We start from the raw sequence: 24,805 nt of genomic DNA on the forward strand, positions 1-24,805 counted from the left end.
ACCCGCGGCCGCCCTGAACGCCGTCGGGCGCCGGCGCCCACGGAGCGAGGGCGCACGGCGGCGCGAGGACACGGGGGACCGCACGCGGTTCGGCACGCCGTCCAGGCCGGGGCAGCGCCGAGGCAAGCCCAAAAGCCGCCGGCGCGTTGCCCGCTTGGTGGCGTGGCTTCAGCGGCGCAGACGCTGGCGACGCCTTTCCCTGCCCAGGATCGGGGCGTCCTCGCATCCTTCGGGAGTGAGCAGCTGTGTCGGAACCGGTGATCTGTGGCGTTCCGTCGCGGACGGAGGGGCGGGCGGCCGGTTCAGCCTGCGAGGTGCTGTAGCCATTCGCGCAGCAGAGCCGTCTCCGTGTCTCGCAGAGGTACCCCGGCGCCCGCGGCTGAGGGCCCGGTGGTGAGCGCCGTCTGAAGTGCGGCATCGAGGGCGAGTGCGCGTGAGGCCAGGTCCGAGCCGGGTGAGGCGGGCGGGTCCGTGGTGACCGAGGCGATGACGGTGTCCCGCAGCCGTGCCGAAGTGGTCAGGTCCCGCTCCGCGGACTCTTCGCCGATCAGCGCCAGCGTCGCACCCGTTGTCGCCGCGTGGATGACGCGGGTCGCCTGCTCCACCGGAACCCGAAGGCGCCCGGCGTCGGCTGCCCGGCCCAGCAGCCTCACCAGCAGGGCGTGCGCCTCGTCCGCGGCCGGGGGCCGCCGCCCGGGCTGCACGGTGCCGTACATGAGCATGTAGAACGCGGGGTGCCGCAGTCCGAAGTCGACGTGCAGGTCCCAGCCGCGGTAGAGGTCGGCGACCGGGTCGTCGGGGGTCAGCGCCAGCGCCTCCCGTTTCTCGGCCAGGTACATCTCGAACCCGTAGGCGGCAAGCTCGGCCAGGAGTCCGTCCTTGTCGTCGAACATCCGGTAGAGCGCGGGGGCCGTGATGCCCGCGGCTGCGGCGACGGCGCGTGTGGAGACCGCTTCGCTGCCGCCCTCCTCCAAAAGCTTGGCGGCCACCTGCAGTACCTGGCGCCGCGCGGCGCGTCGTCCCTCGTTCATGGAACAACGATATCCCATTTTTCGTATCGCTGCCTTATCGGTGCTACTGTTTCAAGCGGAACGGCGATCCACGCTGATGCCGCTCGGCACCGGCCGGTGGGGCCCGGGCATGCGCGCACCCCGACCGGGGCCGTCGGTCCCCCGCCCGTGGAGCAGTGCGGCCGACCGCCGCAGCGGGCAGCTCGTCGTCGTCCGCCGGCACCACCACCGAACACGCCGCCGTCGCGGCAGGAGAGGAACACCCATGTCCGATATCTCGATCGTCATCGCGTCGCATTCCGGCTACGGCCACACCGCGCAGATCGCCACGGCCGTCGCGGACGGCGCACGCTCCGTCGCCGGGACGCACGTCCACCGCGTGGACGTCGCCTCCCTCGGCGACGCCGACTGGGAACTGATGGACGCTGCGGACGCCATCATCTTCGGCACCCCCACCTACATGGGCAGCGCGTCGGGGGCGTTCCACGCCTTCGCCGAGGCCAGCAGCAAGCGGTGGATGACCCGCGCCTGGAGCGACAAGCTCGCGGCGGGATTCACCAACTCCGGCTCCATGAGCGGCGACAAGCTGCACACCCTGCAGTACCTCTCGCTCCTGGCGGCCCAGCACGGAATGCTGTGGGTGAGCCTGAACCTCCTGCCGGGCTGGAACACCACCACATCCAGCCCCCAGGACGACAACCGCCTCGGCTTCTACCTCGGGGCCGGCGCACAGAGTTTCAACGACACCCCCGCGGTCCACGACGCGGACCTGAACACCGCTCGCCACCTCGGCCGACGCGTCGCCGAGCACACCCGCATCCACCGCGCCGGACTGACCGCCGCGGCGCACTGACGCGACGGTCCGCGCACCGCCCCGGCAGCTTCACCCTGCGCCGGTGGAAGAACCACCTTTCAGATCTCTTCGAAGGAGTCCGTCATGCAGCACCGGCCACTGGGCAGCCAGGGCCTTGAGGTCTCGGCGATCGGCTACGGCTCGATGGGCCTGACGATGGCCTACGGACCCACCGACGAGGCGGCCGGCGTCGCCGCCCTCCGCCGCGCCTACGACCTGGGCATCACCTTCTTCGACACCGCCGAGATGTACGGCTGGGGCACCGGATCGAACGAGATCCTGGTCGGCAAGGCGGTCAGGGACTTTCGCGACGACGTGGTCCTGGCCACCAAGTTCGGCGTCGACATGTCCGTGCCTCCCGAGCGGATCGGCGGCGCCCTCAACAGCCGGCCCGACAACATCCGCAAGGTCGCCGACAACAGCCTGCGCTACCTCGGCGTGGATCACATCGACGTCTTCTACCAGCACCGCGTCGACCCCGAGGTGCCCGTCGAGGAGGTCGCGGGCACCGTCAAGGAGCTGATCGACGCGGGCAAGGTGAGGTACTTCGGCCTCAGCGAGGCGGGCCCGGAGACGATCCGCAAGGCGCACGCCGTGCAGCCGGTTTCCGTCCTTCAGACCGAGTACTCCCTGTTCGAACGGGACGTCGAGCAGCTCTTCCCCACCCTGGACGAACTCGGTATCGGCTTCGTCGCCTACTCTCCCCTGGGCCGCGGGTTCATCACCGGCACCGCCAAACCCGCCGGCCAGTACGAAGCCACCGACATCCGCAACGTCGACCCTCGCTGGCAGCCGGGCAACTTCGATAAGAACGTCGAAGCCGTCGACCGGCTCGCCGAGCTCGCGGCGGCAAAGGGTGCCACCGTCTCCCAACTGGCCCTGGCCTGGCTCCTGACCCGGGGCGAGCACATCGTGCCGATCCCCGGCTCCCGCAGCCCGTCGCGCATCGAGGAGAACGCCGCCGCCGCCGACCTCACCCTCGCCGACGCGGACCTCACGGCCATCGACGAGATCCTGCCTCTGGGCGGCTTCGGCGCCCGCTACACCGAGGGGCACGTGCCCACCTGGATCTGATGATCCACCCCGGGACGGACGCCATTCGGGTCGGCTCCGGTGGGATCGGCGCAGGGCGGCGGGGGCGAGGCGGACCGTGTCGTGCGAGCGCGTTCGGGTGCGTACGGGCTGACGCGCGCACGGAAGGCCGGGCGAGCACGACGAACGCGCCGTCGCGGCCTTGGCGACGCAGAAGGTCAGCGCAGTGGAGCGGTCAAGCCATCAACATGTGGCGGCTTCGGGGCACACCCGGCGCCACCCCCGGGCCGGCCCGATCCCGTCCGGAGGGGCCGGCGGACGGTCCTTCGTCACCTCGCAAGGTCCGCTTCCGGTCCGGCGCCGCCCGCCGGCGCCGCCGCGTCCTTACGGCGGGCCCGGGCCCGGTAGCCGGCGACCTTCGCGAGGTTGCCGCAGCGGTCCATCGAGCACCAGCGCCGCCGCCGCGCCTGCGAGTCGTCCACGAACAGCAGCGAGCACGCCGGGTTGCCGCACTCCTTGACCCGGGCCGCCTCCGGGCCGCCCAGCAGGAGGACGCCGTCCCGCGCCACCGTGGCCAGTGCCGCCCCCGCCACCGGTCCGCGGTGCTGCCAGCGCACCTCCGGGCCGCCGGCGCCGGTCCGGTCGCCGTCCGCGAGCTGCGGGGCCAGGTCCGGCAGCACGGCCACCCGGTTGACGACCGCGATGTCCGTACGGCCGTACGGCCGGCCGTCCATCGCCGCGCGCACCAGACGGTTCAGCGCCTCCCGCAGCACCCTCGCCTGGGTGAGCCCCGCCGCTCCGACCTGCGGTACCGCCGCGCCGGGCGGCAGCAGCCCGGCCTCGCCGAACCACCGTGCCAGCGCCGCCGGTTCGGGCAGCCGCTCCACCGGGTCCGTGTGACGCTTGCCGAGGGTGGCCACGAAGTCCAGGCAGACCCGGCCGCCCACGAAGCGGAAGCCCGGTCCGCTCTCACCGCTCGCCGCGCCGGCCGAGCCGGCCGCACCCGCCGGGCCCGCCGTCGTACCCGCCGTACCTGTTGCCGCATCCGTCGCCGCCATGACACGACGGTAGCAGTTGACACTCGTTGAAGCGGTGTCGCACAGTGGGACCACTTCACCGGCGCCGCCCCGGCCCGGCAGACCTGACCGGCGCCGAGCCGACGCCGGGAGGGACCGACACGAGACAGGTGGCCCATGCGCGCGGTACGGATCGACACCTTCGGCGGCCCGGACGTCCTCACCCCGGTGGAGATGCCCGACCCGGTGCCGGGCCCCGGCGAGGTGCTGGTCCGGGTCGAGGCCGCCGGCGTCAACCGCGCCGACGCCCTCGCCCGGGCCGGCACCTACCACCGCGCCCGCCCGCTCCCGCTGGTCCTCGGCCTGGAGGCGGCGGGCACGGTCGCCGCCGTTGGGGAGGGCGTCGAGGACCTCGCGCCCGGCCGGCGCGTGATGGCCCTGGGCGCGTCCACCCCCGGGTTCTACGCCGAACTCGCCGTCGTGCCCGCCGCCCGCGTGGTCCCGCTGCCCGACGGCGTCGACGTCCAGGCCGCCGCCGGGCTCCCGATCGCCTGGGTCACCGCCTGGTACTGCCTGCACCGGCTGGCGCGGCTCCGGAAGGGCGAGACCGTCGTCGTCCAGGCCGCCGGCAGTGGTGTGGGCAGCGCGGCGGTGCAGATCGCCGCGCACGCCGGCGCCCGCGTCATCGCCGCCGCCCGAAGCGCCGAGAAGGTCGGCTGGGCGGCCGGATTCGGCGCTCACGACACCGTCGACACCTCGGCCTTCCCGGGTGACGCCGCGGTCGAGGAGGTGCTGCGCCTGACCGAAGGACGCGGCGCCGACGTGGTCCTCGACGCCGTCGGCGGGGACGTCTTCGCGCAGAGCCTGCGCCAGATCGGCTTCGCCGGACGCGTCGTCGCCCTGGCGAACGTGGCGCTGCGGCCCAGTACCGTCGACACCCGCGACTTCTATCCGAAGAACGGCTCCGTCCACGGCTTCCAGCTCACCGGCCTGATCGAGCACGGCTACGACCCCCGCCCCGACCTGCGGGAGATCGCCGCCGGTGTGGCGGCCGGCACCTACCGGGTGCCCGTGGAGGCCACCTTCCCCCTCGACCAGGCCGCGCGCGCCCACGAACGCCTCGAAGAGCGCGCCAGCCGCGGCAAGATCGTGCTCACCGCCCAGCCGTGAACCGGGGGCGGTGAACGCCCCGCCCCCGGGAGTCGCCTGCTGCCGCCGGCTCCGGGACCACCTGTCGGTGGGGCGCTTGTCGCAGAGGAGTACCCCGGCGACAAGCCGCCGGGGGACCGCGAGATCCCGGAAACCAGAAGGACGTCCTCCCCTCCCCGGGCGAGCCGTTGCCCCGGAAGGCGTTCACCGCTCGGGGCGCGGGGAACCGCGCGAGCAACCGGCAACCGGCCGGTGGTCCGGACGCGACAAAGCGGCAGCCCCTACGGGTCGGTGGCGACGCGCGCCACCGTCGCGGGTGGTAACCCAAGGGCGCAATCCCGGGAGCGCAGCAGCTCAGGGGTCGGCGGTCCTGATCGGGCATCCCGGGCCCGCCGGTCCGTCCCGAGCCGAGCGGGCTTGAGCCGCAGGACCCGGACCCGGGTGCGCCTCTGCCGCCAACTCCCGCGCGGGCCGGACCCGTACGTGGTGGCGGGGCGGCGTCAGGGGGCGGTGGGAGCGGCCGGAGGCTCGGTCAGATCGTCGAGTGGCCGGCCAGGACCGCGCTGGTGAGCAGGGAGAGCTGCGTGCGCTGCGCGTCGGTGAGGTGCGCGGTCAGGGCGTGGATGCGGCGGCTCGCGTCGGCGGCGCCCGTGCGGGCCAGCTCGTGGCCCTCCGCGGTGAGCGACACCAGGACGGCGCGCCCGTCGTGGGGCGAGGTGGTGCGGCGGACGAGGCCGCGCCGCTCGGCCCGGTCGACCAGACCGGTCATGCTCGACTTGTCCAGACCCAGGTGCCGGGCGAGCGCCTGCATGCCGGGTTCCCGGTCGCGCAGCACGCCGAGCAGGCGGAGCTGGATCACCGACAGCCCGTACTCGGCCGCGACCTTCCCCAGCACGCCCTGGACCAGGAAGGAGAGCTGCGCCAGGCCGTCCGCGATCCCCACATCGGCCACATCGGCCACATCGGTCGCATCGGGCCCGGAGGGGGAGGCGGATGCGGGTGCGGACTCGGTGGTCGGCGCGGCGTCGTCGGACATGCGGTCATCGTAGCTTGACGTAGTACGTGACACCAACTAATTTGGTTGGTGCCACGTACTAATGCCGTGGGCGGACCTCTGATCCGCCCCGTCCGAAGGAGCCGCCATGCGCGCCGCCGTCGTCCGCTCGTTCGACCACCCGCCCCGCTACGAGGAGTTCGCCACCCCCGACCCGGCCGGTGACCAGGTGCTCGTGGACGTGCTCGCCGCCGGGCTGCACCCCCGGGTCCGCTCCGGCGCGAACGGCACCCACTACACCAGCGACGGCCGCCTGCCGATGGTCCCCGGCGTGGACGCGGTGGGGCGGCTGCCCGACGGCCGGCGGGTGTACTTCGTGGCCGACGACGACGCGCCCGGCACCATGGCCGAGCAGGCCGTCCTCGATCCGCGCCGCGCCGTCCCGCTGCCCGAGGACGCCGACCCGGTGGTGATCGCGGCCGCGATGAACCCGGCCATGTCCTCGTGGGTGGCGCTGCGCCGCCGGGTCGCCTTCAAACCCGGGCAGAGCGTGCTGGTGCTCGGCGCGACCGGCAACGCCGGGCAGATGGCCGTACAGATCGCCCGCCACCTCGGCGCGGCGCACGTCGTCGCCGCCGGGCGGGACCCCGAGCGGCTGGCGATGCTCGCCGGCCTCGGCGCGACCACGGTGGTCCCGCTGACCGGAGATCCGGAGGAGGCCGCCGGCCGGCTGGGCGAGGCCGCCGCCGATGTCGACGTCGTCATCGACTACACCTGGGGCGCCCCCACCCAACTGGCCATCCCCGCCCTGCTCACCCGCCGGACCGAGCGCAGCGCGGCGCTCGACTGGATTCAGATCGGGTCCATGGCCGGGCCGGACATCACCCTGCCGTCGTTCGTGCTCCGCGCGGCGAACCTGCGGATCATGGGCAGCGGCCAGGGGTCCCTCACCGCGGCCGGCATCGTCGCCGAACTTCCGTCCCTGATGGAGCAACTCGCCGCGGGCACGCTCACCGCCGCGGCGCAGCCGGTGCCGCTCGCCGAGGTCGAGCGCGCCTGGACCGCCCCCACCGAGCCGGGCCGCCGCGTGGTGCTGACCGCCTCCGCGTAGCGCGCGTCCCGCCCGGCTCTGCCGTTCCGCTGGCGGCCCACCCGCCGGCGGGGTAGGACAGAAGTGCGAGGCCGCGATCCGCGGGCAGGCGCAGGGCGAAGGACAGCAGCCGGGCCGCAGAAGGGAAGGGCAATCGTGGCACGACCGAAGATCCTCGTGGTGGGCGCGGGTTTCGCCGGAGTGGGGTGCGTACGGCGGCTGGAGCGCAGACTGGGCGCGGACGAGGCGGATGTCGCCCTCGTGACGCCGTTCTCGTACCAGCTCTACCTGCCGCTGCTGCCGCAGGTCGCCTCCGGCATGCTCACCCCGCAGTCCATCGCGGTGTCACTGCGCCGCAGCCAGAAGTACCGGACCCGGATCATCCCCGGCGGCGCCATCGGCGTGGACACCAAGGCCAAGGTCTGCGTGGTCCGGAAGATCACCGGCGAGACCGTCAACGAGCCGTACGACTACATCGTGCTGGCGCCCGGCAGCGTCACCCGCACCTTCGACATCCCCGGGCTGGTGGACAACGCGCGGGGCATGAAGACGCTCGCCGAGGCCGCGTTCGTCCGCGACCACGTCATCTCGCAACTGGACCTCGCCGACGCCAGCCACGACGAGGCCGAGCGCACCTCGCGGCTGCAGTTCGTCGTGGTCGGCGGCGGATACGCGGGCACCGAGACCGCCGCGTGCCTGCAGCGCCTCACCAGCAACGCGGCGACCCGCTACCCGCGGCTGGACCCGCGCCAGATCAAGTGGCACCTGATCGACATCGCGCCGAAGCTGATGCCCGAACTCGGTGACAAGCTCGGCCTCAGCGCGCAGAAGATCCTCCGGGACCGCGGCATCGACATCTCGCTCGGCGTGTCCATCGCCAAGGCCGGGCCGGAGGAGGTCACCTTCACCGACGGCCGGGTGCTGCCCTGCCGCACCCTGATCTGGACCGCGGGCGTCGTCGCGAGCCCGCTGGTCGCCACGCTCGACGCGGAGACGGTACGCGGCCGCCTCGCGGTGAGCGCGCAGCTGTCGGTGCCCGATCGCTCCGGGGTCTTCGCCCTCGGCGACGCCGCCGCCGTGCCCGACCTCACGAAGGACGACGAGGCCGCGGTCTGCCCGCCCACCGCGCAGCACGCCATGCGCCAGGGCCGCAAGGTGGCGGACAACGTCATCGCGTCCCTGCGCGGCCAGCCGCTCCAGCCGTACCTGCACAAGGACCTCGGCCTCGTCGTGGACCTCGGCGGCCGCGACGCGGTGTCCAAGCCGCTCGGCGTCGAGCTGCGCGGACTGCCCGCCCAGGCCGTCGCCCGCGGCTACCACTGGACGGCGCTGCGCACCAATGTGGCGAAGACCCGCGTGATGACGAACTGGCTGCTCAACGCGGTCGCTGGGGACGACTTCGTGCGGACCGGCTTCCTCGCCCGCACTCCGGCCTCGCTGCGCGACTTCGAGTACACCGACGCGTACCTGACGCCGGAGCAGGTCCGCGAGCACACCGAGGCGGCGCACCTCCAGCAGAAGTGACCGGCGCCAGGGCGGCGTGACGGCGCCGGGACCGGCCGGGGTCCGCGCCACCCTCGCCAGGTGGCATGATCGGAGCGTGGCAGACCGCATCACCGCCGCCTGTGACGGCGCGTCCAAAGGAAATCCGGGTCCGGCCGGCTGGGCCTGGGTCATGGCAGACGGCTCCGGCGAGCCCGAGAGGTGGGAGGCGGGGCCGCTGGGCACCGCGACCAACAACGTCGCCGAACTCACCGCCCTGGAACGGCTGTTGACCGTCGCCGACCCCGCGGTACCGCTGGAGATCCGGATGGACTCCCAGTACGCGATGAAGGCCGTCACCACCTGGCTGCCGGGCTGGAAGCGCAACGGCTGGAAGAACTCGGCGGGCAAGCCGGTGGCCAACCAGGAGCTGGTGGTCCGGATCGACGCCCTGCTCACCGGCCGCACCGTGGACTTCCGCTACGTGCCCGCGCACCAGGTCGACGGCGACCGGCTCAACGACTTCGCCGACCGCGCCGCCAGCCAGGCGGCCGTCACCCAGCAGCCCGCCGGCAGCGCCGAGGGTTCCCCGGCGCCGCCGCCCGCGCCCGCGAGCAGCCGCAAGCCCGCCAAGGGCGCCGCGCGGTCCGGCCCGCGCGCCACGAAGGGCGCCGCCGAGCCGGCCGGCGGCGGGCCGGTGCGCACCTTGAAGGCGAAGTACCCCGGCCGGTGCCGCTGCGGCCGCCCCTACGCGGCCGGCGAGCCGATCACGAAGAACCAGGACGGCTGGGGCCACCCGGACTGCCGCTGACCCCGTCGGGGCCGGACCCGGGGCCTGCGGCAGAACCGGGGCCTGCGGCAGAACCGGGCTCCGAGCCGGGACCCGAACCCGCGGCGGAACCGGAAGCGGCGTCCGTTCCGGCGCTCGCGGCGTCCGGCGTCGCCGCGGGCACCGGACGCGCCCTCGGGTCCCGGTAGCGCAGCAGCAGCATCGCCGCGTCGTCGTGCAGCGGCCCCTCGGCGTGGGCGATCAGGTCCGCCCGCAGTGTCTCCAGGGCCTGCTGCGGGTCGTCGTCGGCGAGCAGGTGCGCCCGCTCGCCGAGCGGGTAGAACGCCCCGGACGCGTCACGGGCCTCGGTGACGCCGTCGGTGTACAGCAGCAACTGGTCGCCGGGGCGGAAGTCCACCTCGAACGGCACCGGCGGCTCGTCCTGGCGCATCCTCAGCCCCAGCGGCAGCGAGTACGCCGGCGGCTCGGGGAAGTCGACCCGCCCGTCGGGGCGGACCACCATCGGCGGCGGGTGGCCGAAGTTCAGCAGCGTGGTGCCGTCCCGCGGGTCGATCTCCGCCATGACCGCGGTGACGAACTTCTCCCCGCGCAGCGTGCGGTCCGCGGCGCGCTGCACCCGCTCGCCGACGCCCTCCAGGGTCTTCTCGTCGTGTGCCGCCTCCCGGAACGCGCCCACCACCACCGCGGCCGTCTCCACCGCTTCCAGCCCCTTGCCCTGCACGTCGCCGATGATCACCCGCACCCCCGCGGGCGTGGGCACCACCTCGTACAGGTCCCCGCCGATCCGCGCCTCGGTCACCGCGGAGGTGTACGACACGGCGGCCCGCAGATGGCCGGCGCTGCGCGGCACCGGGCGCAGCAGCACGCGCTGCGCGACCTCGGCGATCGACCGGACGTTCGCCAGTTCCGCCTCGCGCCGCTGCCGGGTGACCGCGGCGATCACCGCGGCGACCGTCACCCCGACGACGGCGCCGATCGCGGCGAACCCGCGCCGCTCGGCGAACAGGCCGTCGACCGCGCCCAGCGCGCAGACCACGGCCACCGCCAGCACGCCGATCACCGCCGTACGCACCCAGGAGCCGACCAGCCCGGCGAAGGCCGGGCCGAGCGCCACCAGCGGCAGCAGGCCCACGCTCTGCCCGCCGATCCCGTCGACCAGCGCGACCAGTGCCATCACGGCGTACGGCAGCACCGTCAGGGGCAAGGGGGCGGAGGGGCGGTCCAGGCCGACCGGGAGGCGGCTGCTGCCCGAGTCGTCGAGGTCGTCCGCCTCATCGCCGAAGCGGTCCGGGTCGTCCTCGCCGACCGCGTGGTCCGTGGCGAGGACGTCCGTCGCGGCCACCTGGTCCGTACGGCGGGCGCGGTCCGTCGCGCGGTCGGCCGCGTCGAGGTCGTCCGCCCGGTCGGTCTCGCCGACGGCGGCGCGGCCGTCGTCGTACAGGCGTCCGGCCGGGTGGCGGGCGCCCCGCACGGTCTGCGGGCGCTCGCGGGCAGGGCGGCGGTCGGCCCGGAATCGTCGCAGCTCGCTCACCTCACTTCCCCGACCGTCAGATTAGGCCCCGGGCGGCCGGCGGGCCTGTCGGTCCTCACGTGCCGTTACCGCATTGAGCCCTGTTTCAAAGCTTCGCGCACCGGGCGCGTGGACGCGAAGCCGCGTGCCGCCACATGACGCCGCGGGCCTCCCGCGTGCCGCTGCGGCGCGCCCCTTCGCGGGAGCGCGCCGCAGCAGGGACACCGCGGGGGGCTCAGGAGGGCGGGTTGCCGGTCTTGCCCGCGGTGAAGGGGGTGATCTCGAACATGTCGTCGCAGTCGGTGATCTGCCCGGTGAACTTCAGCGACGCCTTGCTGCCCGGCGGGTACATCTTGAGCTGGGCCGACGTGGCCAGGCAGGTGCCCTGCTGGTTGATCGTGTGGATGGTGTCGCTGGCGCTGCCGCCGGGCTTGAGGACGACGGGGGAGTAGCTCAGCTTCCGGCGGGTGGCGGGTTGGCCGATCTGCTTGCCGTTCGCGTCGAGCATCGACAGACCCGGGTAGCCCGCGACGCGGCAGGTCGTCCCGCTGGTGTTGGTGATCACCAGGTAGCGGTAGAGGTTGCCCGCGCCCGCGTCGCCGCCGCCCAGGGTCGCGGTGAGCTGCGCGGCGGTGCACAGCGGGCTGGTGTCCGGCGTCGTCGGGGCCGTGGTGGGCACCGTGCCGGGGGCGCCCGCGGTGTCGCCGGCGGACGGCGTGGGCGAGGTGGGCGCCGCGGGCGTGTGCGTGCCGCTCCCGCCGCTGGCCCGCTGCTCGGAGGGCGTGGCGGTCGGCCGCCCGGAGGGCGCGGGGCCGCTGCTGGCCAGGGAGTGGTCGGCCGGCGGGCCGATCGTCCTGTCGCCGTCGGGGGTGACCACTCCGGTGACGAACAGCGCGCCCGCGATGACCGCGGCGACCGCGGTGCCGCCGGCCAGCGCCCGTACCCTGCGGCGCCGCGCGGCCCGGCGCCTGACCCGCTCGAAGGTGCCGGGCGGCGCGGACAGATAGCCGCCCGCGGGCCGCAGCAGCCGCGCCAGGGGGTCCGTGCCGTCGTCGCGGCCCGGGCCCGGGCCGTCGTCGAGGTCGCGGTCGACGTCGCGGCCACCGGCGATGTCGCGGCCGGCCCATTCGTCCGAGGGATCGTCGAGGCCGCCGAGGCGGTCGAAGCCGTTTGCCCGCTCCACGCGCCCGCCAGGGCCGTCGGAAGCGCCGGAGCCGCCGGAGCCACGGGACGTGCCGGGCGGGCCGGACTCCTCGGGGGGCCCGGACCCGTCCGGAACCGCGGGGCCGTCAGGAAATCCGGTCATGGTGCTCCCCGAGCTTGGCGCGCAGCAGTTCGCGGGCGGCGTGCAGGTCGGCCTTGACGGTGCCCTCCCTGCGGCCCAGCAGGGCCGCCACCTCCCGGACCGGCAGGTCCGCGAAGTAGTAGAGCAGGGCCGGGTCGCGCAGCCGCTCCGGCAGCGACTGCACCAGCATCCGCACCGTGGGGTCGGTCGCCTCCGGCTGCTGCTTCACCGCTTCCTCCGTCTTCACCCGGCGCAGCGCGCGCCGCTCGCGCTCCAGTTTGCGCCAGTGGTCGCGCACCAGGTTCGCCGCGGTCACGTAGAGGAAGCCGCTGGGCTCCTCCACCTTCGTCCAGCGCGCCCAGAGCCTGGTGAACGCCTCGGAGGCGATCTCGTGCGCGGTCCCGTCGTCGTCCACCAGCTTGCGCACCCAGCCCGCCAACCGCGGGTACAGGGCCGCGAACAGCTCGGAGGCCGCGCGCTCTTGAGACCGGATGGTCGCTCCCCTCGCTTGTCGTCGTGACGGCCCGGCGGGCCCAGCCGACCGTACCGGCCCGGTGAGGCCGGCCGGACCGGCGGGCGCCATCGGGTTCACGACCCGGACACCAGCGAGGCGTACACGATCACGTTGTCCGGGTAGCCGCCGCCCCCGCTGATCCGGGTCCCGCCGCACGTGATGAGACGCAGTTCGGGGCGGTCCACGTTCCCGTAGACGGAGGATGTCGGGAAATGCGACTTGGCGACGGTCTGCACCCGGTCGACGGCGAAGGTCGCCACCGAGCCGTCCGCCCGGACCACCGACACGGTCTCGCCCTTGCGGATCTTGTCCAGGCGCAGGAACACCCCGTCGCCGTACGACCCGACGGTGACGTGGCCGAGGATCACCGAGGGGCCGAGCTGGCCCGGGGTCGGCGAGCCGTCGAACCACCCCGCGGGCGCGTCCTTCTCGATCGGCGGCACCTTCACCTCGCCGTCGGCGGCCAGGCCCAGCGCCATGACGGTCGTGTCGACGCCGATCGAGGGGATGCGCAGCCGCGACGGCGCCGAGCGTGCCATCGGGCGCGCGGACGCGGCGGGCGCGTTGGCGGACGGGCCGGATGCGTCGTCCGTCGACACGGAAGTGGTCGGGGCCACCGACCCGCCGCCGGACGGCGTCTGCGCGGGCGAGGTCGACGCACACCCGCACAGCAGGGCCAGACCCGCCGCGAGCGCGCACACAGCGCTCCCGCGGCGGGTCCGGCGGCCGGCGGCCCCCTCACGTACGGCGGTCACGCCGGCCGCGCGGCTCAACGGCTGTCCCGCACCTTGCGGCGCAGCGCCACCGTGACGCCGGCGCCGCCCAGCGCGAGCACGCCCGCGCCGGTCGCGGCGAGCGCCGTGGTGTTCCCGCCGTGCGAACCGGTCTCGGCCAGGCCGGTGTCGGGGGCGCCGGAGGGCACCGTCGGCACCTGCGCGCCGCCACTGGTGCCCGCCGACGGCGCGGCGGTCGGGGCGGCGGTCGGGGTGCCGCCGTCGTTGCCGCCCTTGCCCGCGGCGAGGGGGGTGATCGCGAAGGTGTTGTAGCAGTCGGTGATCGCCCCCGGGATCGTCAGCGAGGCGGTGTTCCCCGGCGGGTAGACCTTCAGCTTCGTGGACGCCGGCAGGCACGTGCCCTGGTGGTTGACGGTGTGGATGGTGTCGCTCGCCGACGCGCCGGGCTTCAGCACGACCGCGGCGTACGTCCGCGCGTCCCGGGTGGCGGGTTGGCCGATCTGCTTGCCGTTCGCGTCGAGCATCGACAGGCCCGGGTAGCCCGTCAGGTGACAGGTGGTCCCGCTGGTGTTGGTGATCACCAGGTAGCGGTAGAGGTTCCCGGCGCCCGCGTCGCCGCCGCCGAGGGCGGCGCTGAGCTGCGAGGTGGCGCACATCGGGGTGCCGGAGGCGTCCGCGACGGGCGAGGACGCCATCGCCGGTACGCTTCCCAGCGCGGCCACCGCGAACACCGCGGCCCCCGCGGCGAGTGAACTGCTGCGCATGTCCTGCTCCTTGTCTCCCCGGATGTCTTCCCAGGCCCCTCCCGGGGCTTCCCCGGGCGACTCGCGGAACCCGTCGTCCGGAATCGCGAGCAGAGACGACCCGGCCGCCGCCCGGGTTGTAAAGAAACGTCAAAGTCCGTCCGATTGCGTCCAACGCCCTTGCTGACCAGCCGACTTCGGGAATCGGCCCACCCTTCACTACGATCCACCGATGATCATCCGAAAGCTACTGGCCGCCGGTTCGGCCTGCGGGCTGATGGCCGCACTGGCCTGCGGCCTCCTGCCGGCCACCGCCCAAGCCGGGGAGCCCGTGCCGGGGGCCACTCCCAAGGTCGAACTCGTCCTCGACGTCAGCGGTTCGATGAGCGCCAAGGACATCGACGGGCAGTCGCGGATGTCCGCTGCGAAGCAGGCGTTCGACGACGTGCTGGACTCCACGCCCCAGGGCGTCGAGCTCGGCATACGCACCCTGGGCGCGAACTACCCCGGCGACGACCGCAAGACCGGGTGCAAGGACACCCGGCAGCTCTACCCCGTCGGCGCCCTCAACCGCGACCAGGCCAAGAGCGCCGTCGCCACCCTCCAGCCCACCGGCTGGACCCCGATCGGCCCGGCCCTGCTCGCCGCCGCCGACGACATCAAGGGCGGCGACGGCACCCACCGCCTGGTCCTCATCACCGACGGCGAGGACACCTGCGCGGCCAACCCCTGCGACGTCGCCCGGCAGATCGCCGCCCAGGGCGTGGACCTCACCATCGACACCCTCGGGCTCGTGCCCGACACCCACACCCGCAGCCAGCTCAGCTGCATCGCCGAGGCCACCGGCGGCACCTACACCACCGTGCAGCACCGCCAGCAGCTCACCACCAAGGTCAAGCAGCTCGTCAACCGCAGTACCGACACCGCGGTGACCCCCAGCGCCGTGCAGGGCGCCGACACCTGCGCGGCCGCGCCCGTACTCAAGCGCGGCCTGTACACCGACCGCGAGACGTTCTCCCAGAACCGCTGGTACCGCGTCGAGGTCAGCCCCGGCCAGGAACTGCGCGCCGCCGCCACCGTCTCCGACGACCGCTCGGTGAACGCCGACTACGGCGTGCTGCTGCGCGGCGTCACCCTGCACGGGCGGGAGATCGTCCGCGACGACGAGGGCGGCACCGGACGCACCGACGCCGTCTCGGCCGGCATCCGCTACCCGAAGCCGAAGGCCGACGACGACACCCCGGCCGAGACCGTGTGCCTCCAGGTCGGCAACTCCTTCTCCGCGCCGGCCTCCGTCAAGACCACCCCGGGCCTGCCGGTCGAGCTGTCCATCGACCTCGTGCACAGCCCGGACCAGCCCTCCGACGTGGCCTTCTACGGACTCGGCCGCGGCTGGTGGCTGCTCGGCCTGCTCGCCGCCGTCGGCGCCGTCGCCGGACTGCTCACCGGCTGGGCCGCCCGCTGGCGCACGAACACCGGGAGGACCCGCTGATGCGCACCGTACGACTGCTGGGCGCCGCCACCTTGCTGGCGGCGGCCGCCCTCACCGCGCTGACCGGACCGGCCGCCGCCGACGACGACTCCGGCACCCCGGACCCCACCCCCAGCGCGACCGGGTCCGACGCGCCGCCCACCCAGGCCGGCACCGACTTCCGCACCGCCACCGTCATCGACCAGGGCGTGCACGCCACCGCCGAGGCGTCCACCGGCGACTACCTGTACTGGCAGTTCCCCGCCGACACCGGGCAGCACGTCACCGTGCACGCCACCGTCACCTTCCCCACCACCTCCACCCGGCACGGCGCGTCCACCTGGCAGGTCGACGTCTACGACGGCCTGCGCCGCCACCAGTCCTGCCGCTACGGCACCCAAACCGTCACCGCGGCCGCCGACGCGGCCTCCGTCGACCTGGTCTGCCACCTGCGGACGATCCGCTCGTGGTCCGAGCCGTGGGCCAACGACCCGCTGCGTGGCGCGTACTACGTCCGGGTGACCGTCCTCGACCTGCCCTCGACCGATCTCGGTCAGCCGGTGCAGGCCCAGGTCGAGGCCACCTCGGACGGCACCGCGGGCAGCCAGGCGGTCGACGGCTCCGTGGCGCCGGTGGTGACCGCCAACGGCCCGAGCGTCGCCCCGTCGGGCGGCTGGGCCGGCACCTGGTGGTCGCCGCGCTGGCTGTGGACCGGGGGCGGCGGGCTGCTGGCGGTGCTGCTGGCGTTCGGCGCGCACCGGTTGGCGCGCGGCCCGCTGCGCCCGCCCGCGCCCGCCCGCCCGCCGGCCTACGACCGCCCGGACCGGCCGCGGGAGCCCGCCGGCTACGGCGACTGAGCGCCCGGGGCGGGCCCGGTCGATCCCGCCCGGCCAGCCCCGTGCCGCCCACCCGAACCACCACGAGGGCCCGCCGCGTCCCGGCGGGCCCTCACCCGTGTCCGGACCCGGGTGAGCGCGGGCCCGGTCCGGACCGCCGGCCGCCGAGCCGACCCCGATCGGTCACGCACCGCCCGGAGCCGGTAACGTCCTGCACACGGCCGCACTCCGGCCGAGCCCCGGTCACGCGCCGGTCCGGTGCCGGCTGTCCCACGGCCCGCCCGGAACCAGCGGATCGGGGCGAACCGCGAGGCATGATCACGCCATACCGGGGAAGGCGACGCGAGGCACCCGGCCGACCCCCGGCAGTTCCCTGTCCCCGAAACGGAACGGCACCACAGTGACGAGCGAGCACCCATCAGCGCCCACCGCCATCGCGCCCGCCGCGGACGCGCCCCGCGGAGCCCCCTGCTGGGCCAACCTCACCGCGCGTGACCTCCAGGCGGCCGAGAAGTTCTACGGCAGCGTGCTGGGCTGGGAGTTCCGCAACACCACGCTCGGCGACCACTTCGCGGTCGCCCTCAGCGACGGCCGCCCGGTCGCGGGCATCGGGGCCGTCGCCACCGACCTGCAGATCGCGGTCGGCTGGACCCCGTACTTCTTCGTCCCCCAGGTGGACGAAGCCGCCGGCCGCATCCGCGAGCGCAGCGCGACCGTCGCGCTCGGCCCGGTCGCGTTCGCCTCCGGCCGCGCCCTGGTCGCCGCCGACCGCGACGGCGCCGTCTTCGGGGTGTGGGACGGGCGGCTGCCCAGGGGCTGGGAGACCTGGCACGACCAGGGGCCGGTGGTGCTCCGGCTGCGCACCCGCGACGCCTTCGAGGCCGCGATCTTCTACGGCGGCGTCCTGCAGTGGGCCGACGGCAGCCCGGACGGCTGCACCGTCGACTACGAACACGAGGAGGTCGTCGTGCGCAGCGGCGGCGCCGTGGTCGCCCGGCTCAGCTCGGGGGCGGTCGAGGCCGACCCGGACCCGACGGTGCGGCCGCACTGGGACGTGCAGTTCACCGTCCCGGACACCGGCGCCTGCGTGGCCGCCGCCCGCGGCCTCGGCGGCACCCTGATCCGCCAGGGCAGCACGCACTCCGGTGCCTACGCGGAACTGCGCGACCCCGACGGCGGCCTGTTCACCGTCACCACCACCCGGCCGCCGGCCTGACCCGCGCGGGCCCGCGCGGGCCCGCGTGCCGGACGTCCGGCGCCGGTCAGGGGATGAGCACGATCTTGCCGAGCGGGTGGCCGTGTTCGAGCTGCTCGAACGCCTGCCGCACCTCCGCCAGCGGGTGGACCGCGCTGATCGGGACCTCCAGGGCCCCGGTGGCCGCCAGCCCGGCGAGTTCGGCGAGGACCTCGGGCTTGGTGCCCTCGGCGCTCGCGTCCGACCGGGTCCCGTACGTGGCGGCCGCCGCGTAGTCGATGGTGTTGATCCGCTCCGGGGGGACGCCGAGGTCGACGGCGAGGCGGACGTAGTCGCCGCCGTAGAAGTCGAGGAACGCGTCCGGCGCCTTCCCGGCCGCCTGCCGCACCCGCTCCGCGACGCCCTCGCCGTACGGGACGACGGTGGCGTCGTGGGCCTCCAGCCAGTCCTGGTGGCGGGCGGAGGCGACGGCGACCACGTGCGCGCCGGCCCGGCGCACCAGTTGGACGGCGATGCTCCCCACGCCCCCGGAGGCCGCGCTGACGACGACGGTCTCGCCCGGTCGAGGGGCGACGGCGGCGACGGCCGCGTGGGCGGTGCAGCCGGCCACGTACAGGGCGCCCGCGACCTCCCAGGCCAGGCCCTCGGGCTTGGCGACGAGCTGGTCCTCGGGGACGGCGACGTACTCGGCCTGGCTGGAACGCTCCCAGGACCAGCCGAGGACGTCGTCGCCGACCTGCCACCGGGTGACGTCGGAGCCGATTCCCACCACGGTGCCGGCCAGGTCGCTGCCCTGTCCGGAGGGGAAGGTCGCCGGCAGGCGCTCGCGCAGCTCGCCGCTGCGGATCTTCGCCTCGCCCGGGTTGATGCCCGCGGCGCGCATCCGGACCAGCACGTCGTGTGGCTGGAGTGCTCGCGGTTCGACGTCCTCGACGTCGAGCACCTCGGGGCCTCCGTAACGGTGGAATCGTACGGCTCGCATGGTTCGCTCCTCGATGTGTCTGCTTCCGTGCCGGGGGCGGGAACGCCCCCGGCGCTGGGACCAGGCGGCCGTCCCAGTGTGCGGGCCGGTGCGTCAGACGGCCTGCCGGCCGAGGCGGGCGCGGACGAAGGCGCCGACGTCGTCCAGGGCCCGGGCGCCTTCGGGGAGGACGGCGGCGAAGCCCTGGAAGACGTGGGGCGCGCCCGGGAACGTCCGCAGGGTGACCGCCACGTCGTCGTCGGCGGCCTTCGCGGCCAGCCGGACGGCGTCGTCGAGCAGGATCTCGTGGCTGCCGGCCCGCGGACCCGGATTCCGCTGGCCCGGACGCGGACTCCGCCGACTCGGGTTCCCCGGGCTCGGATTCCCCGGACCCGGCCGCGTAAGGCGGCACGGACCCTGCCCACCGCACAGTGCCGCCGTCCCTCTCCCCACGTGGGGGAGGGGAACGGCGGCGGGGGCCGGGAGATTTCAGCCGGTGACGGTGAAGGTGGTCGGTGAGTCGTTCTGGGTCGCGACCTGGCCCGGGAGGAGGTTCTTCACGGTGTTGCCGGAGAAGACGCCGGTGCCGGTGACTCCGGCGGCGATCCAGATGCCCTGCTTCGCCGGGTGGTCGATCGTGTTGTTCGTGAGCGTCACGTGGTCGCGGGCCGTGTCGATGGACAGGCCCGCGTTCAGGGAGCCGCGCAGGACGTTGTCGCTCAAAGTGACGGTCGTGTAGGCGGTCGGGAAGAGCGAGGTGTCGGCCGGGGAGCCGATGTGCACGCCGTGCCGGACGCCGTTCCAGCCGCCACCGCCGATCAGGACGTTTCCGCTGACCGTGGCGGACAGCAGGGGGTTGCCGGTGTCGCCGAACACCCCGATGTCCATGGCGTTGTTCGAGGACACGCTGTTGACCAGGTTGTTCCTCACCTGGATGTGGGAGCCGCCCGCGATCCGGATGCCGTTGGCCCACCAGGGCGCGATCGCGGTGTTGTTGAGGATCTTCGTGCCGTCCACCTGCGGGTCGGTCCCGCCGGTGCCGGCGTCGGAGTACGTCGCGAAGGAGTCGTCGCCGGTGTTGCGGGCGAAGTTGTTCCGCACGGTGATGTTCTTGCCGAGCTTGTCCGGGCTGGCGGTGTTGCTGTTGTTGACGTTGAAGCCGTCGCCGTAGGAGTCCGCGGTCCGGCTGTTCTCGATGACGCCGTTGGTGCCCGACAGCCAGTTGGCGTCGGTGTGCCGGGTCCAGATCCGGTCCACCAGCCAGCCGCCGGCGCCGCTGGCGTTGATGCCGTAGTCCGAACCGCCGTCACCGCGTACCTGGCGCCAGACCGCGTTGGCGTCGATCTGCACGTCGGTCAGCGTGGTGCCCGAACCCACCAGGATCTCCGAGCGCCAACCGTCGGGGGTGGGGAGCGGGACCTTGCGGTAGAGGGTGGTGTACCACATGCCGGCGCCCTGGACCTTGACGCCGGTGAAGTCCAGCGGCGTGCCGGCCAGGCTGTTCGTCAGGTACTTGCCCGGCGGAATCCACACCGACTTGCCCTGTGTCCTGGCGGCGTTCACCGTGTTCTGGATGGCGATGGTGGAGTCGGTCCCGAACTTGGGGTCCGCGCCGTAGTCCAGCACGGAAAGGGAGCCGGCCGGCTGCTTCAGCGCGGCTGCCACGTTCTCGAAGTCGACGGAGTCGACGTCGTAGACGGCGGCGGTGTTGGCGGCGTCCTTCTTGAGCGTGATGGTGCTGCCCGCCGGGATGGGCGCGCCCGTGACCCACAGCGGGAACTCGTTGTAGAAGCGGTAGGGCATCCCGCCGGCGTTCGGGTCGTCCGGGTTGGTGGTCGCGCCACGGTAGTTCCATGCCTGCTTGGAGCTGAGCGGGATCGCCTGGCGCTGCACGCCGTTCACGTACAGGTCCAGCGACGCGTCGATGCCGCCGCCCTTCGGCGCGTCGGGGATCGAGGCCCGGACCACCAGCGTGTTGGCGCTCTTGCCGCTGGTGTTCGTGATCGTCACCGAGTCGCCGGTGGCCTTCAGTTCGACCAGCGCGTAGCCCGACGCCTCGGTTTCGAGGGAGGCCGCGGTCGGCTCCGGCACGCCGGGGCTGATGGAGCGGACGCGGGCGCCGCCGCCCAGCTTCCCGGACTCGGCCTCCACGGTCGTGAACGGTGTGGTCGCGCCGGCCGTCGGGGTGTGCGGCCGGGGATGCGTCGTGACGGTGCCGGCGTGGGCCTCGTCGTGGGGGAGGAAGAACAGGGCGCAGGCGGCGAGCAGCAGGGCGCCGCAGGGGGCGGATATCGCTCTTCGATACATGGGTCACGCACCTTGGGGGAGTCGGTGACGGTCGGGGGGACCGGTGGGCCGCGAGCGGGCGCGGTCCCGGGTCGCCTGGGGCCGGCGGCACACCGGTGGTCTGGGGGGTGGGCTCGGTCCGGGGTGGCTACGGCAGCCGGTCCGCTGCCGGCGCCCGCCGGAAACGGTCATCGGCGGGGGAGCGGGTCACGCGTGGGAGTCCTCCCACGCCTTCTCGTACTCGGCGCGGATCTGGTCGCCGGCGTTCTTGCGCCAGTCCTTCATCACGCCGTCCCACTCGCTGAGCGGGACGCGGCCTTGCATGATGCCCTTGCGGGTGTCGTCGATGGAGGTCTGCAGCAGCCCGGACTTCCTGGAGCTGGTCTCCGAGTACAGCGGCTCGGCCGGGTTGGGCATCAGGATCGGGACGGCCGCCTTCTGGAAGGCGTACTGGGAGGCCACGATCTCCGGCTTGGCCGGGTAGTAGAGGACCTGCGGGGCGTCCGTGGCGAAGATCGTGGGCAGCGTGACCTCGTTCTGGCCCTGCGGGGTGAGGATCGGGTCGGAGCCCTGCATGGTGTGGTCGGGGCCCTGCACGCCGTACTTGCGCAGCAGGTAGCCGTCGGTCCCGAACGGGGCCGCGAGCGCGTTCATGGCGCGCAGGATCTGCTTGATGCGCGGCTTGGGGGCCTTCTTGACGACGAGCACGGCGTAGTTCGCCGAGCCCTGCCACTGGGCACGGGCGCCGCCGTCCCAGCCCGGCGCGATCATGGCGCCGAGTTCGAAGCCCTTGGTGGCCGAGGCGTACGTCGTGTAGTAGTCGTTCCACGAGCTGGGCGCGTCGGGGTTCATGGCGATCTGCCCGCCGCCGAACCAGTCCTTGACCTTGCCCGTGACGCTGTAGGCGTCGGGATGCAGGGTGCCCGCCTTGGTGAGCTGCCGGACGGCGTCCAGGGACTGCTTGGCCTCTTCGGTCTCCAGGTACCAGGTGAACTTGCCGTTCTCCTCCCCCCACTGGTTGGCGCCGTGCAGGCTCTGCATCGCGAAGTTGAACGCCGTGATGGGGTCGCCGAGCGCGTACTGGTTCGCCTTGGGGTCGGTGATGTCCTTGCAGAGCTGCGCGAACTCCTTCCAGCTGGTGGGGTTCGGATCGATGCCCTTCTTCCTGAACAGGTCCAGGCGGGTGTAGGTGGGGCCGCCGGAGAGCATGCGGGGCATCGGCAGGGCGTAGATGCCACCGTTCATCGCGCACGGCGCCCAGGACGCGGTGGGGATGTTCGCCAGGTAGGGGTAGTCCCGGATGTTGTCCCCGGACAGGTGCTCGGAGAGGTCCTGGAAGAGGACGGACAGCATCTGCGGTGAGCGGTTGGCGCTCTGAAGGAGCATCAGCATCGCGTCCGGCAGGTCCCCGCCCGCGATGACCACGGCGAACTTGTCCGGATAGTCGCCGACCGGGGTGATCTGGAAGTTGAGGTCGCAGCCGACGGACTTGTCGAGGGCCTTCCACATGGTGTTGCGCCCCACCGGCGGCGGCACCGGGTTGAAGATCAGGGTCATGATGTCGATGCCCGGACCCGTGGCGGGTGGCCCCTCCGGGAACGCCTTGACGGGTTCGGCCGGATAGTGCAGGTAGCCGGGGGTGATGCCCTGCGGGCTGCTGGGCATCGTGGTCGGCACCCCCCGGTAGGGGATGTACGACGGAAGCTGCGCCTTGGCGTTGGCCGCGGCCTGGGAGATGTCGGGCCCGCCGTCGCCGCAGCCGGACAGCGCCATTCCGGCGGTGATGCCGGCGGCTCCGAGCAGGAAACCCCGACGGCTGAGTGCCGAAGTCACGGCAGTCTCCTCTCGGTACGCGACGTGTGGGGTGTGGGGCGGGCCGGGACGCGGCCCGCGCGCAGGCGAACGCTCATCCCTTCACCGCCCCGACCATCACGCCCTTGTTCATGTGCCGTTGCAGGAACGGGTAGACGATCACGATGGGCACGATCGACAGCACCAGGATCGCGGCTTGCAGGGTCTGGGCCGGCGGCAGCGGCGCCCCGGCCGCGGTGTTGACCTGCCCGCCGCTGATCGCCGCGTTGTTGACGACGTACGTGCGCAGCACCAGCTGGAGCGGCCACTTGGAGGCGTCGTTGATGTACAACATGGCGTTGAAGAAGGCGTTCCAGTAGGTCACCGCGTAGAACAGGCCCACGACGGCCACGGACGCCTTCGACAGGGGCAGCACGATCCGGCGCAGGATGGACAGCTCGGAGGCGCCGTCGATCCGGGCGGCGTCGATGAGTTCGCGCGGCAGGCCCATGAAGAAGGACCGCAGCACGATCACGTTGAACGCGTTGATCAGGGACGGCAGGATCAGCGACCAGTAGCTGTTGATCAGGTGCAGTTCCTTGATCATCAGATAGCTGGGGATGACACCGGGCGCGAAGAGCATGGTCATCAGCAGCATCATGAGCACGGGCTTGTGCCCGAAGGAGCCCGGCCGGCTGAGGCCGTAGGCGAGCATGATGGAGCAGATCAGGCTCAGCGCGGTGCCCACCACGGTCACGCCGACGCTGACCAGCATCGCCTTGGAGACCATGCCGCCGGACAGCAGCGCGTGGTACGCGGTGAAGGTGATGTGGTGGGGCCACATCACGTAGCCCCCGGCCTTGTTCACCTGGTCGGCGCCCGCGAGCGAGGTGGAGATGATCGCCAGGAACGGCAGCAGGACCAGGATCGTGCAGACCAGCAGGATCAGCGACTTGGCCACGCGCCAGGGCGGGGACCCCGGTGACTCCCCGGGGATGGCGCTGTAGGAGCGCCGCGGCCTGCTGCGCACCGGGTGGCTGGGATTGAGCGTGGTCATGACTGGTAGACACCTTCTTCGCCGAAGAGGTGGGCGATCTTGTTGGCGCCCAGGACGAGCACGACTCCGACGATGCCCTTGACCAGGCCGACCGCGGCGCTGACGCCCCACTGCCCGCCGATGAGGCCGTTGTTGTAGACGTAGGTGTCCAGTACCTCGCTCTGGTCCAGCCCCACGCCGCCTTGTTGCAGCAGGATCTGCTCGAAGCCCACGCTCAGCGCGTCGCCGAGGCGGAGGATGAGCAGCAGGATCACCAGGCCGCGCAGCGCGGGCAGGGTGACGTGCCAGGTCTGGCGCAGCCGGCTGGCGCCGTCCATCGCGGCGGCCTCGTAGAGGTCGTTGTCGACGCGGGAGAGCGCGGCCAGGAAGAGGATGGTGCCCCAGCCGGTGTCCTTCCAGATGACCTGGGAGGTGAGCAGCCCCTTGAACAGGTCGGGGTTGCCGATGATGTTCCAGCTGCCCATCTCGTGGGCGCGCAGGAACAGGTTGAGCATGCCGTCGTTGCCGAGCATCTGCTGGAAGAGCGCGACGACGACCACCCAGGACAGGAAGTGCGGCAGGTACAGGACGTTCTGCACCCACTTCTTGACCCGGTCGCTGACCAGGCTGTTCAGCGCCAGCGCCAGCAGGACCGGCGCGGGGAAGACGAAGATGACCTGGATCAGGGTCAGTTCGAGCGTGTTGACCAGCGCGTGGAGGAACCCCTGGTCACCGTTGAAGATGACGTCGAAGTTCTGCAGGCCGCTCCACCGGCTGTGCATGATGCCGATGTAGGGCTGGTAGTCCTGGAAGGCGATGACGTTGCCGAGCAGCGGGATGTACTGGAAGAGCAGCAGTACAACGATGCCCGGTATCAGGAACCAGAGCAGGCCCATGTCGCGGCGGCGTGGACGGGACGCCCGCTGCGGGCTGTCGCCCGGCGGTGCGTCTGCCGAGGGCGGCCGAGCGGCCGGTTGGTCAAGGGTCGTCATGACATGAAAGCCCTTTCCTAGAGAGACGGGTGTCT

22 protein-coding genes and 1 pseudogene are annotated in these 24,805 nt (G+C 73.2%); 9 read left to right on the forward strand and 14 right to left on the reverse strand.

What is annotated here, in order from left to right:
• Positions 1 to 302: 302 nt before the first annotated feature.
• Positions 303 to 1,031 (reverse strand): TetR/AcrR family transcriptional regulator, encoded by a 729-nt coding sequence (locus AB0399_RS14960; RefSeq protein ID WP_329373182.1) that lies wholly within the window; start codon positions 1,029 to 1,031, stop codon positions 303 to 305.
• A gap of 244 nt (positions 1,032 to 1,275) precedes the next feature.
• Between AB0399_RS14960 and AB0399_RS14965 the strand changes: the two genes are divergently transcribed.
• Positions 1,276 to 1,863 carry a flavodoxin family protein gene (locus AB0399_RS14965; protein ID WP_366411539.1) on the forward strand — a complete coding sequence of 196 codons (588 nt, stop codon included), beginning with the start codon at positions 1,276 to 1,278 and terminating at the stop codon, positions 1,861 to 1,863.
• Between the two features lie 84 nt (positions 1,864 to 1,947).
• Positions 1,948 to 2,937: an aldo/keto reductase gene (locus AB0399_RS14970; RefSeq protein ID WP_366411540.1), complete on the forward strand. Its 990-nt coding sequence runs from the start codon at positions 1,948 to 1,950 to the stop codon at positions 2,935 to 2,937.
• Positions 2,938 to 3,224: 287 nt separating this feature from the next.
• On the opposite strand, the gene AB0399_RS14975 is transcribed toward AB0399_RS14970, so the two are convergent.
• Positions 3,225 to 3,953 (reverse strand): ABATE domain-containing protein, encoded by a 729-nt coding sequence (locus AB0399_RS14975; RefSeq protein ID WP_366411541.1) that lies wholly within the window; start codon positions 3,951 to 3,953, stop codon positions 3,225 to 3,227.
• 135 nt (positions 3,954 to 4,088) lie between these two features.
• Here AB0399_RS14975 and AB0399_RS14980 point away from each other — a divergent pair, with 135 nt between their 5' ends.
• The gene (locus tag AB0399_RS14980; protein WP_366411542.1) at positions 4,089 to 5,081 is read left to right on the forward strand and encodes a zinc-binding dehydrogenase; all 993 of its coding nucleotides are present in this window, start codon (positions 4,089 to 4,091) and stop codon (positions 5,079 to 5,081) included.
• 511 nt (positions 5,082 to 5,592) lie between these two features.
• Here AB0399_RS14980 and AB0399_RS14985 read toward each other — a convergent pair.
• A complete protein-coding gene (locus tag AB0399_RS14985; protein ID WP_366411543.1) occupies positions 5,593 to 6,096 on the reverse strand; it encodes a MarR family transcriptional regulator in 504 nt (167 codons plus the stop codon).
• Positions 6,097 to 6,202: 106 nt separating this feature from the next.
• Between AB0399_RS14985 and AB0399_RS14990 the strand changes: the two genes are divergently transcribed.
• The 3 genes from AB0399_RS14990 (at position 6,203) to AB0399_RS15000 (ending at position 9,437) form a co-directional block, all read left to right on the forward strand.
• On the forward strand, positions 6,203 to 7,165 hold the full coding sequence (locus AB0399_RS14990) for a zinc-binding alcohol dehydrogenase family protein (protein ID WP_366411544.1): 963 nt from the start codon (positions 6,203 to 6,205) through the stop codon (positions 7,163 to 7,165).
• Between the two features lie 135 nt (positions 7,166 to 7,300).
• Positions 7,301 to 8,668, forward strand: a complete 1,368-nt coding sequence (locus tag AB0399_RS14995; protein ID WP_329373195.1) for an NAD(P)/FAD-dependent oxidoreductase — start codon at positions 7,301 to 7,303, stop codon at positions 8,666 to 8,668.
• Between the two features lie 76 nt (positions 8,669 to 8,744).
• Positions 8,745 to 9,437 carry a ribonuclease H gene (locus AB0399_RS15000; RefSeq protein WP_329373197.1) on the forward strand — a complete coding sequence of 231 codons (693 nt, stop codon included), beginning with the start codon at positions 8,745 to 8,747 and terminating at the stop codon, positions 9,435 to 9,437.
• A gap of 163 nt (positions 9,438 to 9,600) precedes the next feature.
• Here the strand turns inward: AB0399_RS15000 and AB0399_RS15005 are convergent.
• The 5 genes and pseudogenes from AB0399_RS15005 to AB0399_RS15025 form a co-directional block, all read right to left on the reverse strand.
• Positions 9,601 to 10,590, reverse strand: a pseudogene (locus AB0399_RS15005) (PP2C family protein-serine/threonine phosphatase); the annotation flags it as partial.
• Positions 10,591 to 11,161: 571 nt separating this feature from the next.
• Positions 11,162 to 12,232 carry a DUF4232 domain-containing protein gene (locus AB0399_RS15010; RefSeq protein ID WP_366411545.1) on the reverse strand — a complete coding sequence of 357 codons (1,071 nt, stop codon included), beginning with the start codon at positions 12,230 to 12,232 and terminating at the stop codon, positions 11,162 to 11,164.
• A complete protein-coding gene (locus AB0399_RS15015; protein WP_329374573.1) occupies positions 12,216 to 12,704 on the reverse strand; it encodes an RNA polymerase sigma factor in 489 nt (162 codons plus the stop codon). Before AB0399_RS15015 ends, AB0399_RS15010 begins: the two co-directional genes overlap by 17 nt.
• A gap of 95 nt (positions 12,705 to 12,799) precedes the next feature.
• The gene (locus tag AB0399_RS15020; protein ID WP_366411546.1) at positions 12,800 to 13,324 is read right to left on the reverse strand and encodes a class F sortase; all 525 of its coding nucleotides are present in this window, start codon (positions 13,322 to 13,324) and stop codon (positions 12,800 to 12,802) included.
• A gap of 170 nt (positions 13,325 to 13,494) precedes the next feature.
• The gene (locus AB0399_RS15025; RefSeq protein ID WP_366411547.1) at positions 13,495 to 14,223 is read right to left on the reverse strand and encodes a DUF4232 domain-containing protein; all 729 of its coding nucleotides are present in this window, start codon (positions 14,221 to 14,223) and stop codon (positions 13,495 to 13,497) included.
• A 211-nt stretch (positions 14,224 to 14,434) separates the two neighbouring features.
• On the opposite strand from AB0399_RS15025, the gene AB0399_RS15030 reads away from it, so the two are divergent.
• The 3 genes from AB0399_RS15030 (at position 14,435) to AB0399_RS15040 (ending at position 17,725) form a co-directional block, all read left to right on the forward strand.
• Positions 14,435 to 15,694, forward strand: coding sequence for a VWA domain-containing protein (locus AB0399_RS15030; protein ID WP_329373203.1), 1,260 nt, complete (start codon positions 14,435 to 14,437; stop codon positions 15,692 to 15,694).
• On the forward strand, positions 15,694 to 16,530 hold the full coding sequence (locus AB0399_RS15035; protein WP_329373205.1) for a hypothetical protein: 837 nt from the start codon (positions 15,694 to 15,696) through the stop codon (positions 16,528 to 16,530). Before AB0399_RS15030 ends, AB0399_RS15035 begins: the two co-directional genes overlap by 1 nt.
• Before the next feature lie 379 nt (positions 16,531 to 16,909).
• Positions 16,910 to 17,725, forward strand: coding sequence for a VOC family protein (locus tag AB0399_RS15040; RefSeq protein WP_366411548.1), 816 nt, complete (start codon positions 16,910 to 16,912; stop codon positions 17,723 to 17,725).
• Positions 17,726 to 17,771: 46 nt separating this feature from the next.
• Here the strand turns inward: AB0399_RS15040 and AB0399_RS15045 are convergent, their stop codons facing one another.
• From AB0399_RS15045 to AB0399_RS15070, 6 genes are all read right to left on the reverse strand, one after another.
• Positions 17,772 to 18,686, reverse strand: a complete 915-nt coding sequence (locus AB0399_RS15045; protein WP_366411549.1) for an NADP-dependent oxidoreductase — start codon at positions 18,684 to 18,686, stop codon at positions 17,772 to 17,774.
• Between the two features lie 93 nt (positions 18,687 to 18,779).
• Positions 18,780 to 18,917: a hypothetical protein gene (locus tag AB0399_RS15050; RefSeq protein ID WP_366411550.1), complete on the reverse strand. Its 138-nt coding sequence runs from the start codon at positions 18,915 to 18,917 to the stop codon at positions 18,780 to 18,782.
• Between the two features lie 237 nt (positions 18,918 to 19,154).
• Positions 19,155 to 20,972, reverse strand: a complete 1,818-nt coding sequence (locus AB0399_RS15055; protein ID WP_366411551.1) for a glycosyl hydrolase family 28-related protein — start codon at positions 20,970 to 20,972, stop codon at positions 19,155 to 19,157.
• A gap of 186 nt (positions 20,973 to 21,158) precedes the next feature.
• Entirely contained in the window at positions 21,159 to 22,784 is a 1,626-nt protein-coding gene (locus AB0399_RS15060) for a substrate-binding domain-containing protein (RefSeq protein ID WP_329373221.1), read from the reverse strand.
• Between the two features lie 73 nt (positions 22,785 to 22,857).
• The gene (locus tag AB0399_RS15065; protein WP_366411552.1) at positions 22,858 to 23,799 is read right to left on the reverse strand and encodes a carbohydrate ABC transporter permease; all 942 of its coding nucleotides are present in this window, start codon (positions 23,797 to 23,799) and stop codon (positions 22,858 to 22,860) included.
• A complete protein-coding gene (locus AB0399_RS15070; RefSeq protein WP_366411553.1) occupies positions 23,796 to 24,770 on the reverse strand; it encodes an ABC transporter permease subunit in 975 nt (324 codons plus the stop codon). The genes AB0399_RS15065 and AB0399_RS15070 overlap by 4 nt, the downstream gene beginning before the upstream one ends.
• Between the last annotated feature and the right edge of the window lie 35 nt (positions 24,771 to 24,805).

The organism is Streptomyces sp. NPDC088194 (assembly GCF_040702025.1).
Classification (GTDB): Bacteria; Actinomycetota; Actinomycetes; order Streptomycetales; family Streptomycetaceae; genus Actinacidiphila.

Excerpts from the sequence above, each read along its gene's own strand:
- AB0399_RS14960 (WP_329373182.1), bottom strand. The coding sequence starts at position 1,031 with ATGAACGAGGGACGACGCGCCGCGCGGCGCCAGGTACTGCAGGTGGCC.
- AB0399_RS14965 (WP_366411539.1), top strand. The coding sequence starts at position 1,276 with ATGTCCGATATCTCGATCGTCATCGCGTCGCATTCCGGCTACGGCCAC.
- AB0399_RS14970 (WP_366411540.1), top strand. The coding sequence starts at position 1,948 with ATGCAGCACCGGCCACTGGGCAGCCAGGGCCTTGAGGTCTCGGCGATC.
- AB0399_RS14975 (WP_366411541.1), bottom strand. The coding sequence starts at position 3,953 with ATGGCGGCGACGGATGCGGCAACAGGTACGGCGGGTACGACGGCGGGC.
- AB0399_RS14980 (WP_366411542.1), top strand. The coding sequence starts at position 4,089 with ATGCGCGCGGTACGGATCGACACCTTCGGCGGCCCGGACGTCCTCACC.
- AB0399_RS14985 (WP_366411543.1), bottom strand. The coding sequence starts at position 6,096 with ATGTCCGACGACGCCGCGCCGACCACCGAGTCCGCACCCGCATCCGCC.
- AB0399_RS14990 (WP_366411544.1), top strand. The coding sequence starts at position 6,203 with ATGCGCGCCGCCGTCGTCCGCTCGTTCGACCACCCGCCCCGCTACGAG.
- AB0399_RS15010 (WP_366411545.1), bottom strand. The coding sequence starts at position 12,232 with ATGACCGGATTTCCTGACGGCCCCGCGGTTCCGGACGGGTCCGGGCCC.
- AB0399_RS15025 (WP_366411547.1), bottom strand. The coding sequence starts at position 14,223 with ATGCGCAGCAGTTCACTCGCCGCGGGGGCCGCGGTGTTCGCGGTGGCC.
- AB0399_RS15030 (WP_329373203.1), top strand. The coding sequence starts at position 14,435 with ATGATCATCCGAAAGCTACTGGCCGCCGGTTCGGCCTGCGGGCTGATG.
- AB0399_RS15035 (WP_329373205.1), top strand. The coding sequence starts at position 15,694 with ATGCGCACCGTACGACTGCTGGGCGCCGCCACCTTGCTGGCGGCGGCC.
- AB0399_RS15045 (WP_366411549.1), bottom strand. The coding sequence starts at position 18,686 with ATGCGAGCCGTACGATTCCACCGTTACGGAGGCCCCGAGGTGCTCGAC.
- AB0399_RS15055 (WP_366411551.1), bottom strand. The coding sequence starts at position 20,972 with ATGTATCGAAGAGCGATATCCGCCCCCTGCGGCGCCCTGCTGCTCGCC.
- AB0399_RS15065 (WP_366411552.1), bottom strand. The coding sequence starts at position 23,799 with ATGACCACGCTCAATCCCAGCCACCCGGTGCGCAGCAGGCCGCGGCGC.
- AB0399_RS15070 (WP_366411553.1), bottom strand. The coding sequence starts at position 24,770 with ATGACGACCCTTGACCAACCGGCCGCTCGGCCGCCCTCGGCAGACGCA.